General features: G+C 66.4%; 11 protein-coding genes. 6 read left to right on the top strand and 5 right to left on the bottom strand.

Annotation, left to right across the window (positions count from 1 at the left end):
- Nucleotides 1-369: 369 nt before the first annotated feature.
- From ASF90_RS15895 to folE, 3 genes are read right to left on the bottom strand one after another with little or no spacing between them, the layout of a single operon-like run.
- Nucleotides 370-1074 carry a DUF4194 domain-containing protein gene (locus tag ASF90_RS15895; RefSeq protein WP_055852368.1) on the bottom strand — a complete coding sequence of 235 codons (705 nt, stop codon included), beginning with the start codon at nt 1072-1074 and terminating at the stop codon, nt 370-372.
- Nucleotides 1061-2530 carry a DUF3375 domain-containing protein gene (locus ASF90_RS15900; RefSeq protein ID WP_055852372.1) on the bottom strand — a complete coding sequence of 490 codons (1470 nt, stop codon included), beginning with the start codon at nt 2528-2530 and terminating at the stop codon, nt 1061-1063. Before ASF90_RS15900 ends, ASF90_RS15895 begins: the two co-directional genes overlap by 14 nt.
- A gap of 19 nt (nt 2531-2549) precedes the next feature.
- Entirely contained in the window at nt 2550-3152 is a 603-nt protein-coding gene (gene folE / locus ASF90_RS15905; RefSeq protein WP_055852376.1) for a GTP cyclohydrolase I FolE, read from the bottom strand.
- 130 nt (nt 3153-3282) lie between these two features.
- On the opposite strand from folE, the gene ASF90_RS15910 reads away from it, so the two are divergent.
- The 5 genes from ASF90_RS15910 (at nt 3283) to ASF90_RS15930 (ending at nt 8603) form a co-directional block, all read left to right on the top strand.
- Nucleotides 3283-3738: a MarR family winged helix-turn-helix transcriptional regulator gene (locus ASF90_RS15910; protein WP_055852379.1), complete on the top strand. Its 456-nt coding sequence runs from the start codon at nt 3283-3285 to the stop codon at nt 3736-3738.
- Nucleotides 3739-3839: 101 nt separating this feature from the next.
- Nucleotides 3840-4058 (top strand): DUF1656 domain-containing protein, encoded by a 219-nt coding sequence (locus ASF90_RS15915; protein WP_074052590.1) that lies wholly within the window; start codon nt 3840-3842, stop codon nt 4056-4058.
- Nucleotides 4055-4978, top strand: a complete 924-nt coding sequence (locus ASF90_RS15920; protein ID WP_055852382.1) for an efflux RND transporter periplasmic adaptor subunit — start codon at nt 4055-4057, stop codon at nt 4976-4978. The genes ASF90_RS15915 and ASF90_RS15920 overlap by 4 nt, the downstream gene beginning before the upstream one ends.
- Nucleotides 4975-6435, top strand: coding sequence for an efflux transporter outer membrane subunit (locus tag ASF90_RS15925; protein ID WP_055852385.1), 1461 nt, complete (start codon nt 4975-4977; stop codon nt 6433-6435). The genes ASF90_RS15920 and ASF90_RS15925 overlap by 4 nt, the downstream gene beginning before the upstream one ends.
- Nucleotides 6432-8603 (top strand): FUSC family protein, encoded by a 2172-nt coding sequence (locus tag ASF90_RS15930; protein ID WP_055852388.1) that lies wholly within the window; start codon nt 6432-6434, stop codon nt 8601-8603. Before ASF90_RS15925 ends, ASF90_RS15930 begins: the two co-directional genes overlap by 4 nt.
- A 252-nt stretch (nt 8604-8855) precedes the next feature.
- On the opposite strand, the gene ASF90_RS15935 is transcribed toward ASF90_RS15930, so the two are convergent.
- Nucleotides 8856-10217 carry an MFS transporter gene (locus ASF90_RS15935; RefSeq protein WP_055852391.1) on the bottom strand — a complete coding sequence of 454 codons (1362 nt, stop codon included), beginning with the start codon at nt 10215-10217 and terminating at the stop codon, nt 8856-8858.
- Between the two features lie 194 nt (nt 10218-10411).
- A complete protein-coding gene (locus ASF90_RS15940) occupies nt 10412-10963 on the bottom strand; it encodes a YdeI/OmpD-associated family protein (protein ID WP_055852394.1) in 552 nt (183 codons plus the stop codon).
- Between the two features lie 333 nt (nt 10964-11296).
- On the opposite strand from ASF90_RS15940, the gene ASF90_RS15945 reads away from it, so the two are divergent.
- A complete protein-coding gene (locus ASF90_RS15945; RefSeq protein ID WP_055852398.1) occupies nt 11297-11845 on the top strand; it encodes an RNA 2'-phosphotransferase in 549 nt (182 codons plus the stop codon).
- The last annotated feature ends 147 nt before the right edge of the window (nt 11846-11992 follow it).

Consider the following 11992-nt stretch of genomic DNA (forward strand, 5'->3'; position numbering starts at 1 on the left):
CAGCGGCGAGGACGGGGTGTGCTTTCTTTTTGGTTACTTTTTCTTTGCACAAGCAAAGAAAAAGTGACTCGCGCCCGCAAGGGCGTGAAAGCTCTTGCCCTACCCGCTCACAGCCAAACATCAATCAATCCGCACAACACCACACACCACCTGGCACCGCACCCTCATCCGCCCTTCGGGCACCTTCTCCCGATGGGAGAAGGGAGATGCCGTCACAGGTGCAGAAACAATGGGAGAAGGGAGATGCCATCCCAGGTGCAGAAACAACCCGCACAACACCACACACCGCCTGACACCGCACCCTCATCCGCCCTTCGGGCACCTTCTCCCAGAGGGAGAAGGGAGATGGCGTCCCAGGCGCAAACGGCATCACTCCAACGCAACCTCCCCCTCTCGCAACTCCCGATACGCCACCACCAACGCCTGCACATCCTCCGCCGAGAACAACAACTTCAACACCGGCGACACCTCGTAACGCTCCTCGCTGCCGCGCAACCGCGACAGCAACTGGTTGTCGCGCATCTTGCCGATCGCCGTCATCACCCGCCGCGTGAACCCGGCCTTGTCGGTGGACACGTTCTTTTCGTACACCGACAACGCCTCCACCAGCTGCGTCTCGTCCACCACCGCGCGTTCGCCGCGCGTATCGGCCTCGGCCAGTTGCTGGCGCAGGAACAGCAGCAGCACCGACTCGATGAAGGTCAGCGGCGCGCTGCGCAGCAAGCTGGGCGATTCCAGTTCGGCGGTGTCGGCCTGACGGGTGAACGCCACCCCGCCTTCGCGGTCCAGCACCAGTTGCAGAAAGAGCTCGCACAACACCTGGCGCACTGCCGCTTCGTTGCGCAGCAGCGCCGGCCACAAGCTGCCGTGCCGTTGCGCGTCGATGCTGGGACCGGCCAACAGCTGACACAGCGCACGGCGTGCATCGAACGGCAGCGTGCCGGTGTCGCCCAGGAACAGTGCGCCACCCGACGCGGCGTTGGCGGCATCGCTCGCCGGCAGCGTCAATGCGGCATCGCGGGCGTCGTCGTTGTCGTCGTCCGCATCCAGCGGGGCCTGCTCAGACCAGTTCATTGCGTTTCTCCCGGGTAAACCACACCAAGGGAATGCGCGCGCGCCGCAAGATGCCGTCGCCGCCTTCCCATTGCACCATTTCCATGTGGCCGTCGATCACCACGCCATGGCGCGTGCCCAGCGACAGATAGCCGATCACGCTGCCAAGCCCCTGCGCGGCCGGGCGTTGCTGCAAGGCATCGCCAATGGTGAGCCGCGGCTGTTGCCCAAGCAGCACGTACAGATCGTTGCGCAGGGTGCGCAGATCGATCTCCGATTGCGCGACCAGGTCGCCCACGCTGTCCAGCGAGATCTCTGCCGCGTCTGCGGCATACACGCGGCCATCGACCTGGGTGAGCCGTGGATCGTGCAGCCGCCACTGCGACAGCGAGCGCAGGCGGCTGGCGCTCAGCGCCTGCGTGTAGCCGGTGGCGGCGGTGGCGTGCAGGCTGTCGCGCAGCTGCAGGGCTTCGCCCTGCGCCTGCTTGAGCAATTGATTGAGGCGGCGCTGTTCCAGATAGCCGCGACTCTGCACAAACCCGCGCAGGCTACGCGCGAAGTGCTGCATCACCGTGTGCACCTCGCCGCCGCGCTCCAGCAGCGTGCCGGTGAGCCCACGCAGGAAAGCGCGTTCGCGGCGGTCCAGCTTGCGTGCGAAGCCGCGTGCGAGCAGCGCGTCCAGCGCGTTGTCCAGCTGGCTGCTCTGCTGGGTGTCGTTGAGCAGGCTCCAGAACGCCTCGAAGGTGCGCCCGGCCTCGCTGTCGGCAATCACGTCCACGCCGCTGAACAACTGCTCCAGCACATCGCCGCGCGCACCTTCGTCATCGATGATGCGCTCGCGGAACTGGCGGTTGAGCTGCTCGAAGTCATCGCGCACGCGGTGGAAGTCTTCGGCCAGTTCGTCGGCCAGATGGATCAGGTCGCGGGTGCGCTCCAGCGCGCGCTTACCGTCCAGTGCCGCAACCCGGCCGGCCGCTACGCGCTCGATCTCGGCATCGATGCGGTCGCGTTCTTCGCGCAGCGCAGCCAGGCGCGTTGCCGGGTCGGCCTCGGTCTGGCCGGCCAGTTGTACCAGTTGCTCGATCACCAGCGACAACCGGCTTTCGGTGGCGCTGCTGCCGCTCTCGCGCAGGCTCGCGATGAAGCGAATGGCCTGGGTGGCCGCACGCGAGAGTTCGTAGTCCTCTTCGGCCGCGCCTTCGGGCAGGCGCCGTTCCAGCCAACCCTGCGAGAGCCAATGCGCCAGATACGCCTGCGCGGTGCGCGGCAACTCGCGCGAGAGTTCATCGCCGCGCAATGCATCCAGCTGATGCTGCAGGCGCGCATGCAGCACCGCCGACGGCAGCCGGCGCTCGCCGTCCAGCAACAGGGTCTGCAGCAGGCCGATCAGCTCCGGGGCGTGATCGGCGGCGAGCAATTTCCACGCCGGCTGGTCGCGCAACTGGCGGTAGCCGGCAATCCGTGCCTGGTGCTTCATGGCGACTGCAGGGGCTGCCTCAACGCTTGCCGCCTACTTCGAGGAACTGCAGGAATTCGGCGCGAGTGCGCGCGTCTTCGCGGAAGCTGCCCAGCATCTTGGAAGTGACCATGCTGACGCCGCGCTTGTGGATGCCGCGGGTGGTCATGCACTCGTGCGAGCCTTCGACCACCACGCCGACGCCGCGCGGTTGCAGCACGTCCTGGATGCACTGGGCGATCTGCGCGGTCATCTTTTCCTGCACCTGGAAGCGGCGCGCGTAGCTTTCCACCACGCGGGCCAGCTTGCTGATGCCCACCACCTTGCCGCTGGGCAGGTAGCCGACGTGCACCTTGCCGATGATCGGCGCCATGTGGTGCTCGCAATGGCTTTCGTAGGAAATGTCGCGCAGCACGATCAGTTCGTCGTAGCCGGCGACTTCCTCGAAGGTGCGTTCCAGGTATTCGCGCGGCTCTTCGCGGTAGCCGCTGAACCAGTCGCCATAGGCTTCGGCGACACGGCGCGGGGTATCCAACAGGCCTTCGCGGGCCGGATCTTCGCCGGCCCAGCGCAGCAGGGTGCGCACGGCATCTTCGGCTTGGGCCTGGGTAACGGAGGAATCGGGCTGGTCGGACTGGCTCATGCGCAGGTGCACCCAAAGGGGGCGAGCATGGTACCCGAGGACGGGCCGGCGGCCCCAGTGGCGGTTGTGGCCGCTGGGCCGGGTTCAGTGACTATTGATTCATTGTTGAATTGATAGCATCCTAACTATTATGACGCTTAGCACTCTCTCTCCCCGCGCCCAGCTCAGCTCCGGCCTGTTGGTCGCCGCCCGCCAGTGGCAGCGGCTGGCCGACCAGGCCTTTGCCGAATTCGGCCTGTCCAGCGCCTGCACCGGGCCGCTGCTGATGATCGGACGCTCCGGCGGCGGTATCCGGCAGGTGGCGCTGGCACAGCAGCTGGGTATGGAAGGCCCTTCGCTGGTGCGCCTGCTCGACAAGCTCTGCACACAGGCGCTGGTGCGCCGCGAGGCAGACAGCAGCGACCGCCGCGCCAACCAGCTGTGGCTCACCGACGCAGGCCATGCGTTGGTCGGGCGCATCGAGATCCGCCTGGATGCGCTGCGCGCCGAGGTCTTCGGCGCGCTCAGCGAAGCGCAGGTGCAGACGGTGCTGACGCTGTGGGAGCAGATCGCGCAGGCGCATGCGCGGCTGAGTCAGCCCGACTGAGTCAGCTGTCAGGCGTCGTCCTGCGACGCCGGTTGTGACGTTCCGCAGGCCCTGGCGCGCGTGCTGCGCTGCGCCGGGCGTGGTTTTTTCCCTTTCCCAGGATGTGCCCGATGTACGGCGAATTCAGTCTTTACGGTGTGTTCGTTCCCACCTTGCTGGCGTTGATGACGCTGGCCTACCTGCTCAACAGCGCCATCGGCGCGCTGCTGACCCGCGCCGGTGCGTATCGCCATGTCTGGCACCCGGCGCTGTTCAACCTGGCGCTGTACATCGCGCTGTTGGGCGGCCTGTTTTTCCTTACCCGTTGGATGCAATCGTGAAAAAGTTGATCAAGACCGCGGGGCCGGCGCTGCTGACCCTGGCAATGGTGGTGGTGGCCGCGCTGGTGCTGCAGCAGTTGTGGCGGTACTACATGGACGCGCCGTGGACGCGCGATGCGCACGTAGGCGCCGATGTGGTGCAGGTGGCGCCGGATGTGTCCGGGCTGGTGGAATCGGTGGCGGTGGACGACAACCAGGCGGTCACGCGCGGCCAGCTGCTGTTTGTGGTGGACCGCGCGCGCTATGCGATTGCGCTGGAACAGGCGCAAGCCGCGCTGGCCGAGCGCCAGGCCACGCTGAGCCAGTTGCGCCGCGAGATTGCGCGCGACCGCAGCCTGCAGGACCTGGTGGCGGCTGAAGATGCCGAGGTGCGCCGTTCGAATGTGCAAAAGGCGCAGGCCGCCGTAGCCACCGCGCAGTCGGCGGTGGATCTGGCCCAGCTCAATCTGGACCGCACGCAGGTGCGCAGCCCGGCCGATGGCCATGTCAGCGACCGCACCGTGCGCGTGGGCGATTACGTCAGCGCCGGGCGCCCGGTGGTGGCGGTGCTGGATACCGGCTCGTTCCGCGTCGATGGCTATTTCGAAGAAACCCGCCTGCATGGCGTGCATGCCGGCCAGCGCGTGGACGTGCGCCTGATGGGCGAGCCAGTGACCCTGCACGGGCATGTGCAAAGCATCGCTGCCGGCATCGAAGACCGCTACCGCAGCGGTAGCGCCGGCGCGCTGCCCAATGTCACCCCGGCGTTCGATTGGGTGCGGCTGGCGCAGCGCATCCCGGTGCGCATTGCGCTGGATCAGGTGCCTACGCACGTGCAGCTGATTGCCGGGCGCACCGCCACGGTGACGATCCTGCCCGATGCCGCGCCGTCGCCATCCGCTGGGGCGCCTGCACGTGTGCAGGCAAAGGCCGCGCCATGAACCGTCTGCGTCTGCTCGCTCTGAGCGCAGCCGTCACCGTGCTGGCCGCGTGCAGCACGGTCGGCCCCAATTACGCGCTGCCGGACCAATCCGCCTACCAGCGGCCGGCCGCCAATGCCGCGTTTCTGGACACCGGCAACGACCAGGTGCAGCCCGGCGCGCCGCTGCCGGCACGCTGGTGGGCGCTGTATCAGGACCCGATGCTCGATGGCCTGGTCGAACAGGCGCTGCACGACAACGTCGCGTTGAAAGTGGCCAGCGCCAACCTGCGCCGTGCCGCAGCGGTCTACGAACAGGCCATGGATGCCGGCGGCTTCGATTACGAGGTGGAAGCCGGCGTCAGCCGCGCGCAGGTGTCGGCCGAAGCCTTCCTGCAGGAAGAAAAGCTGCCGGTGTTCAACCTGGCCGATGGCAAGTTTGGCGTGTCGTACCAGTTCGACCTGTTCGGCAAGCTGCAACGCGGCGCCGAGGCTGCGCACGCCGATACGCAGGTGGCGCAGGCCGCGATCGATCTGGCCCGTGTCAACGTGGCCGCGCAGGTCGCCGGCAGTTATGTGGAGATCTGCCACGCCAACCACGAACTGCAGGTGGCCGAGCATTCGCTGCAGTTGCAGCAGCGCAGCCGCGAGATCACCCAACGCCTGATCGCCGCCGGACGCGGCACCCCTCCGGATCTGGCCCGCGCCACCGCGCAGGTGGCGATGCTGCAAGCCGCCCTGCCGCCGCTGCGCGCGCGCCGCCAGGCAGCCGGCTATCAACTGGCCGCTTTACTCGGCAAAACGCCCGGCGAAGTGCCTGCCGGTGTCGACCGCTGCGCGCATGCGCCGGCCTTGCAGCAACCCATCCCGATTGGCGATGGCCGCAGCTTGCTCGCCCGTCGCCCGGACGTGCGCCAGGCCGAGCGGCGGCTGGCCGCGGCCACTGCGCGTATCGGCGTGGCCACCGCCGAGCTGTATCCGGATATCCGCCTGGGCGGTTCGATCGGCGCCACCGGCCTGCTGGCGGATTTCGGTGAGCCGGCCACGCATGCCTGGTCGTTTGGCCCGCTGATTTCCTGGACGCTGCCGTCCAGCGGTGCGCGTGCCCGCGTGCGCGCCACCGAAGCCGGCGCCGATGCCGCGCTGGCGCAGTTCGACAACACCGTGCTGCAGGCACTGCGCGAGGTGCAGACCACACTCTCGCGCTACGCACAGGATCTGGACCGCCTGCATCTGCTGGAACAGGCGCAGCAACAGGCCGAACTGGCGTCGGCGCAAAACCGCCGGCTATATCAAGGCGGGCGCACCCCGTATCTGTCCAGCCTGGATGCCGAGCGCACCTTGGCCACCGCCGACATGACCCTGGCCACTGCGCAGGCGCAGGTGTCGCAGGATCAACTCCAGCTGTTTCTGGCGCTGGGCGGCGGTTGGAACACGGACGCACTTAGCGACGCCACCGCTGCCACTGCCGCGCCATGAACGCACTGCTGCGCGATCGCCAAGCCTGGCTGTTTTCGGTCAAGACCTTTGCCGCCTCGATCGCCGCGTTGTACGTGGCGCTGGCCGGCAATCTGTCGCGGCCGTATTGGGCGATGGCCACCGTCTATATCGTCTCGCAACCACTGCTCGGCCCTACCCGCGCCAAGGGCGTGTACCGCGTGCTCGGCACCGTGCTGGCCGGCGCGGCCACCTTGGTGATGCTGCCGAATCTGGTCGAAACGCCGCTATTGCTGAGCGCGGCGATGGCGTTGTGGTTGTCGGCCTGCCTGTTTCTGGCGCTACTCAATCGCGGCCCGCGCGGCTATGCGTTTTTGCTGGCCGGCTACACCACCGCGTTTATCGGCTTTCCTGCGGTGACTGCGCCGGAAGGCATCTTCGACACCGTGGTGGCGCGCAGCGAAGAGATCGTATTGGGCACGGTGATGGCGGTGCTGTTCGCCTCGCTGGTGTTCCCCGCTTCGGTGCGGCCGATGGTCACCGCACGCATCGGCAACTGGATGCAGGACGCCGCGCAATGGTGCCGGCAAGTGCTGCAGCGTGGCGACTCGCACACGCCGCGTAACCGGCTGGCGGCAGACCTGGTGCAGTTCGAGGCCTTGATCGCCTTCGTCCGTCACGACGACCCGCGGCATGCCAGTGCGGCGCCGGCGATGGAGCAACTGCGCGCGCGCATGCTGATGCTGCTGCCGGTGCTGTCGTCGATCGCCGATCGGCTGGATGCATTGCAGCGCGATGGGTCTGCACAGCCGCCCGCACTCAAGGCGCTGTTGGATGACGTCGCCGGTTGGGTGGATCAGCGCGAGGACGCAGGCAGCGATGCCGATGTCGACGCGTTGCGCGCACGCATCGCCGCGCTGCGCCCGGTAGTCGATCAGGACATCGAGCATCTGCTGCTGGCGAGCTTGCTGCTGCGCCTGGAAGAATTGCTCGACCTCTGGCAAGACTGCCGCGCGCTGGAACAGGCGCTGGTGCGGGGCACCGCGCTGCCGGCGGCAAGACAGCCTGCAACAGCCGAATCGATGGACGCTGCGCAAGGCGATGCCGGTGTGCGTTCGCGCCTGCGACCCTCGCTGCTGCAACGCCTCGGCATATCGCGGCCCCAGACCGCCGATGCAGGCGTCCCTGCCAGCAGCGCGCGCCACATCGACTTCGGCATGGCGGCGTTTTCCGCGCTCAGCGCTGGCTTTGCGCTGCTGGCGTACTGCGTGTTGTGGATCGGCATCGGTTGGGAGGGCGGTGGCAACGGCGCGATGATGGCTGCGGTCACGGCCGCGTTCTTTGCAGCGCAGGACGACCCCGCACCCAGCATGGTGTCGTTTCTGACCTGGGCGGTGGTCGCCAGCGTGGTCGCAGGTATTTACCTGTTCGGCATCTTCCCTGCGATCCACGACTTCCCGATGTTGGTGCTGCTGTTGGCGGCGGTGTTTCTGCCCATCGGCGCGTTGCTGCATCGGCCCAAGAGCATGTTGATCGCGCTGCCGCTGGTGGTGAATCTCACCGCCCTGCTCAGCCTGCAGAACACCTACAACGCCAACATCCAGAGCTTCGTCAACGCTGCCGTGGCGATGGTGCTGGGGATCGGATTTGCGGTGGTGCTCACAAAGGTGTTCCGCTCGGTCGGCGCCGAATGGAGCGCGCGTCGCCTGGTCCGCCAGGGTTGGCGCACGCTGGCCGACGCCGCCGATGGCCATGGTGCGCAGGACCGCCACCAGTTCGCCGCACGCATGCTGGATCTGCTCGGCTTGCTAGCGCCCAGGTTGGCCTTGGCGCCGGAAGGCAGCGACCTGGCATCGATGGATATGCTCAGCGAAGTACGCCTGGGCTTGAACATCCTGCAGCTGCGCAGCGCGCGGCACGGCTTGCCGCCATCGAGCGTGGACGCGGTGGATACCATCCTGGCCGACGTCGCTGCGCACTACCGGCAACAGATCGCGCACAAGCGTCCGTTGCCTGCACCGGATGCCCTACGTACGCGTCTGGATGCCTCGCTGGCGCGCGTGGGCAAGGTGCCGGCGGGAACGCATCGCGATGACGCGTTGCTGGGGTTGATCGGGCTGCGTTACAGCGTGTTTGCCGAGATGGCACAGAAGGACGCAAATGCCAGACACCAGAAGCCTGATTTAGCCCCTCTCCCTGCGGGGCGATAAGGCACTGCCTGCGCGCCACTGGCGCGCGTGCCTTGGAGCGCCCGCGCTGCTGGCGCGGGCCGGAGCGCGGGTTGGGGTTGGGGTGTCCCAATGCACGACCGCAATATCGATGCTTCACCTTGGCGACGCGTGGCGACGCGTTCACCATGGCTGGCATGCTAGTCGCCTGAGGCGCCCCTCATCCGCCCTTCGGGCACCTTCTCCCGAAGGGAGAAGGGAGCTAGCTATCAAGCTTGAGGTTGCATCAACACATCACCGCTTGCGCTGACGCATCGCCGCTTCGTCATCCAGCCAGTTGCTGCCCTTGTTGGTCAGGAAGAACATGTACACCACCAACGACACCGCGATCACCGCGGTTGCGTAGATCACAAACTCGCTCACGTGACCGGTCTTCAACGAGGCCTGATACAACAGCGGCGCGGTGCCACCAAACGCGGAGTTCGCCAGTGCATAGCCCAGGCCAACGCCCAGCGCACGCACATGGGTGGGGAACAATTCCGCCTTCACCACCGCATTGATCGAGGTGTAGCCGGTCAGGATCACAAAGCCCACGGTGAGGATCGCAAACGCGGTCAACCAGTCGGTCTGCTTGGGTAGCTCGGTCACCAGGAACCAGGTGTACAGCACGCCGCCGATGCCGAAGAACACCAGCAAGGTCTTGCGCCCCACGATATCCGACAGCCAACCGCCCACCGGCTGCATCAGCATCAGCACCGTCAGCGCAACCAGGTTGATGATGGTGCCGGCCATCACGTCGCCACCGGCGAACGCGGTCTGGATCATCTTCGGGCCGGTCACCGAATAGGTGTAGAACGCGATGGTGCCACCGGCAGTGATCAAGAAGCACAGCAACAGCGGACGCCACTGATTGACGAACAGCTCGCGCATCGAGCCGGATGCTTTGGCCTTGCCGGTGCGCGAATCGGCGATGGATTCAGAGCTCAGCGATTCGTCCATGGTCTGACGCAACCAGAACACCACCAGCGCACCGATACCGCCCAGGCCGAACGCCACACGCCAGCCCCATTCGGACACTTGCGAGGCATCGAAGAAGTGCAGCATCACCAGCAAGGTGGTCTGCGCCAGCACGTGCCCGCCCACCAGGGTGACGTAATGGAACGACGACAAGAACCCGCGTCGGCCCGGAATCGCCGCCTCCGACATGTAGGTCGCGCTGGTGCCGTATTCGCCACCGGTCGCAAAGCCCTGCACCAGGCGCGCCAACAACAGGATGATCGGCGCGGCAATACCGATGGTGGCCACCGTCGGCGTTACCGCGATCACGAACGAGCACAGCGCCATCATCGACACCGAGATCGTCAACGCCAACCGCCGGCCGTAGCGGTCGGCAAAGCGACCGAAGTACCAAGCACCGATCGGCCGCATCAAAAACGTCATCGCAAAGATCGCCCACACGAACATCGTGGCGTTCTTGTCTTCCTTGGAAAAAAACTGCGATTCGAAATAGGTGGCAAATACCGAGTAGACGTAGACGTCGTACCACTCGACCAGGTTGCCGGCCGATCCCTTGAGCGTATTGGACACCGAGCGGCGAAGGCTACCGGGTGCTGCGCCAGAACCGGCGGCGATCGGAGACGAGGGGGGTGCGCTCATGCGGTCAGAACCTCTTCGGTGGGGCAGCCTGGGAGTATAGGTGCGCACTTGTGTGACGCATGTAAGCATTTCGGCGCATAGGCAGCCGCCGTGGAAGCGGCTAGTCCGTCCGGTTTGCGAGCGGGCGGCAGCCAACGCGGAGCGTGCACTTGTGTCCTTCCACACCGACGTGCACTGGATGTCGTCTTAGCGCTTCAGTCTGCTTTCGGCGTTGGCGCCGCAAGCGATTTGCTGTACATCCCCGACCGGTCGAAACAGCACGCACGCCGCTTGCCGGAGGCGAGCATGTCGCAGGTAGTGGCAATGCGCTTGATCCGCGTGTCGGCCTTCTTGCCCGAGGTGATCCAAAAGATCCAGTCGCGCCGCGCCACTGCGGTGATGACGTCCCAGGTGGCCCGCGCGTTTGGGTGCGCGGCCAGCGCGGCATGCAGATCGTCCGGCAGCACCGGCTCGGGTTCTTCGGCAACCGGCGCGATGTCCAGCGCCACCGTCTCGCCAGCGGCGACCCCTGCAGCGCGCTGCAGCGCGCGATCCACCTTGAGCCAATGCCCACCCTGCCCGTCCGGCTGCAACGTCGCCTGCACTGGATGCCCAGCAAACGTGCCCGCAATGGTCACCATGCTGCGCGACGGCAGCTTGTTGCTTGCCGTCGCGGGCAGCTGCAGAAACAGCCATGTGGCATCGGCCGGCGCTGCCGGTTGCAGCAGCGCCGCCTTGAAGCGGATGGTGGCGGCTGGCTTGACCATGGCGCGGACGATAGTACTGCATGGGATCGCGTTCGCTGCCGCGCAGTGCGCGCGTTGCGGGCGCCTGTAGAGGCCGATCGCCCACACTGCGACGCAGATAGATGGCGGTGCAAGCTGTAGCTCGCGATCGATGCGTCTGCAGCTTCGTCGCAAAGCGGCGAGCACTTCATGACACGCAGCGACTGGCCAGAAGACGCGCGGACGCCGCACGAGAAACGGACGCACTGCATAACCGCCGCACCAGACGCACCTGCCCGGCGCTCAGGCAGCCGCCTCTATCCCCACCTGTAAACTCCAGCGTCCAGGGCACACGGATCGTCCAGCGCAATCACCATGAGCAAGCATCACACCGAGACCAGTAAATTTCTCAGCTACGTCTTGCGGCATGCACCGGAATCCATCGGGCTGACGCTGGATCGCGACGGCTGGGCAGACATCGACGCGTTGATTGCGGCAGCCAATGCCCACGGCAAGGCGCTGGATGCGGAGCTGATCGGCACGGTGGTCTCCAGCAGCGACAAGCAGCGCTTTGCGCTGTCTGCCGACGGCCTGCGCATCCGTGCAGTGCAGGGTCATTCGACGGCGAGCGTGGCGCTTGCGCACGTGGCAAAGACACCGCCGACGCTGCTGTACCACGGCACCGCCACGCGGTTTCTCGACGCGATCCTGCGCGAAGGCCTGCGCCCGGGCCAACGCCACCATGTGCATCTGTCCGCCGATCCGCAGACCGCCATGCACGTGGGCGCCCGCTATGGCACGCCGGTCTTGCTGATCGTCCAGGCCGGGCAGATGCATGACCAGGGCCTGCAGTTTTTTGAAGCCGACAATGGTGTGTGGCTCATCGACGCGGTACCGGTGGCGTTTCTGACCCAGGCGAGCTGACGCACGCACGCCGGCAACTGCCGCCACGCGCAGCGGTATGTGGCACGGCATCACGGCAGTGCCTGGCAGCGCAGCGCACGCGCCTGCCTTCACAACCCCCATGCCGCGCGCCTTGGCAGAATGCCGGCCGCTTGTGGCCGCAGTGGC

Source organism: Xanthomonas sp. Leaf148 (assembly GCF_001423585.1).
GTDB lineage: Bacteria > Pseudomonadota > Gammaproteobacteria > Xanthomonadales > Xanthomonadaceae > Xanthomonas.

What these genes read in the sequence shown, in the direction of transcription:
- ASF90_RS15895 (WP_055852368.1), bottom strand. Translation starts at nt 1,074, where the DNA reads ATGAACTGGTCTGAGCAGGCCCCGCTGGATGCGGACGACGACAACGAC.
- ASF90_RS15900 (WP_055852372.1), bottom strand. Translation starts at nt 2,530, where the DNA reads ATGAAGCACCAGGCACGGATTGCCGGCTACCGCCAGTTGCGCGACCAG.
- folE (WP_055852376.1), bottom strand. Translation starts at nt 3,152, where the DNA reads ATGAGCCAGTCCGACCAGCCCGATTCCTCCGTTACCCAGGCCCAAGCC.
- ASF90_RS15910 (WP_055852379.1), top strand. Translation starts at nt 3,283, where the DNA reads ATGACGCTTAGCACTCTCTCTCCCCGCGCCCAGCTCAGCTCCGGCCTG.
- ASF90_RS15915 (WP_074052590.1), top strand. Translation starts at nt 3,840, where the DNA reads ATGTGCCCGATGTACGGCGAATTCAGTCTTTACGGTGTGTTCGTTCCC.
- ASF90_RS15925 (WP_055852385.1), top strand. Translation starts at nt 4,975, where the DNA reads ATGAACCGTCTGCGTCTGCTCGCTCTGAGCGCAGCCGTCACCGTGCTG.
- ASF90_RS15930 (WP_055852388.1), top strand. Translation starts at nt 6,432, where the DNA reads ATGAACGCACTGCTGCGCGATCGCCAAGCCTGGCTGTTTTCGGTCAAG.
- ASF90_RS15935 (WP_055852391.1), bottom strand. Translation starts at nt 10,217, where the DNA reads ATGAGCGCACCCCCCTCGTCTCCGATCGCCGCCGGTTCTGGCGCAGCA.
- ASF90_RS15940 (WP_055852394.1), bottom strand. Translation starts at nt 10,963, where the DNA reads ATGGTCAAGCCAGCCGCCACCATCCGCTTCAAGGCGGCGCTGCTGCAA.
- ASF90_RS15945 (WP_055852398.1), top strand. Translation starts at nt 11,297, where the DNA reads ATGAGCAAGCATCACACCGAGACCAGTAAATTTCTCAGCTACGTCTTG.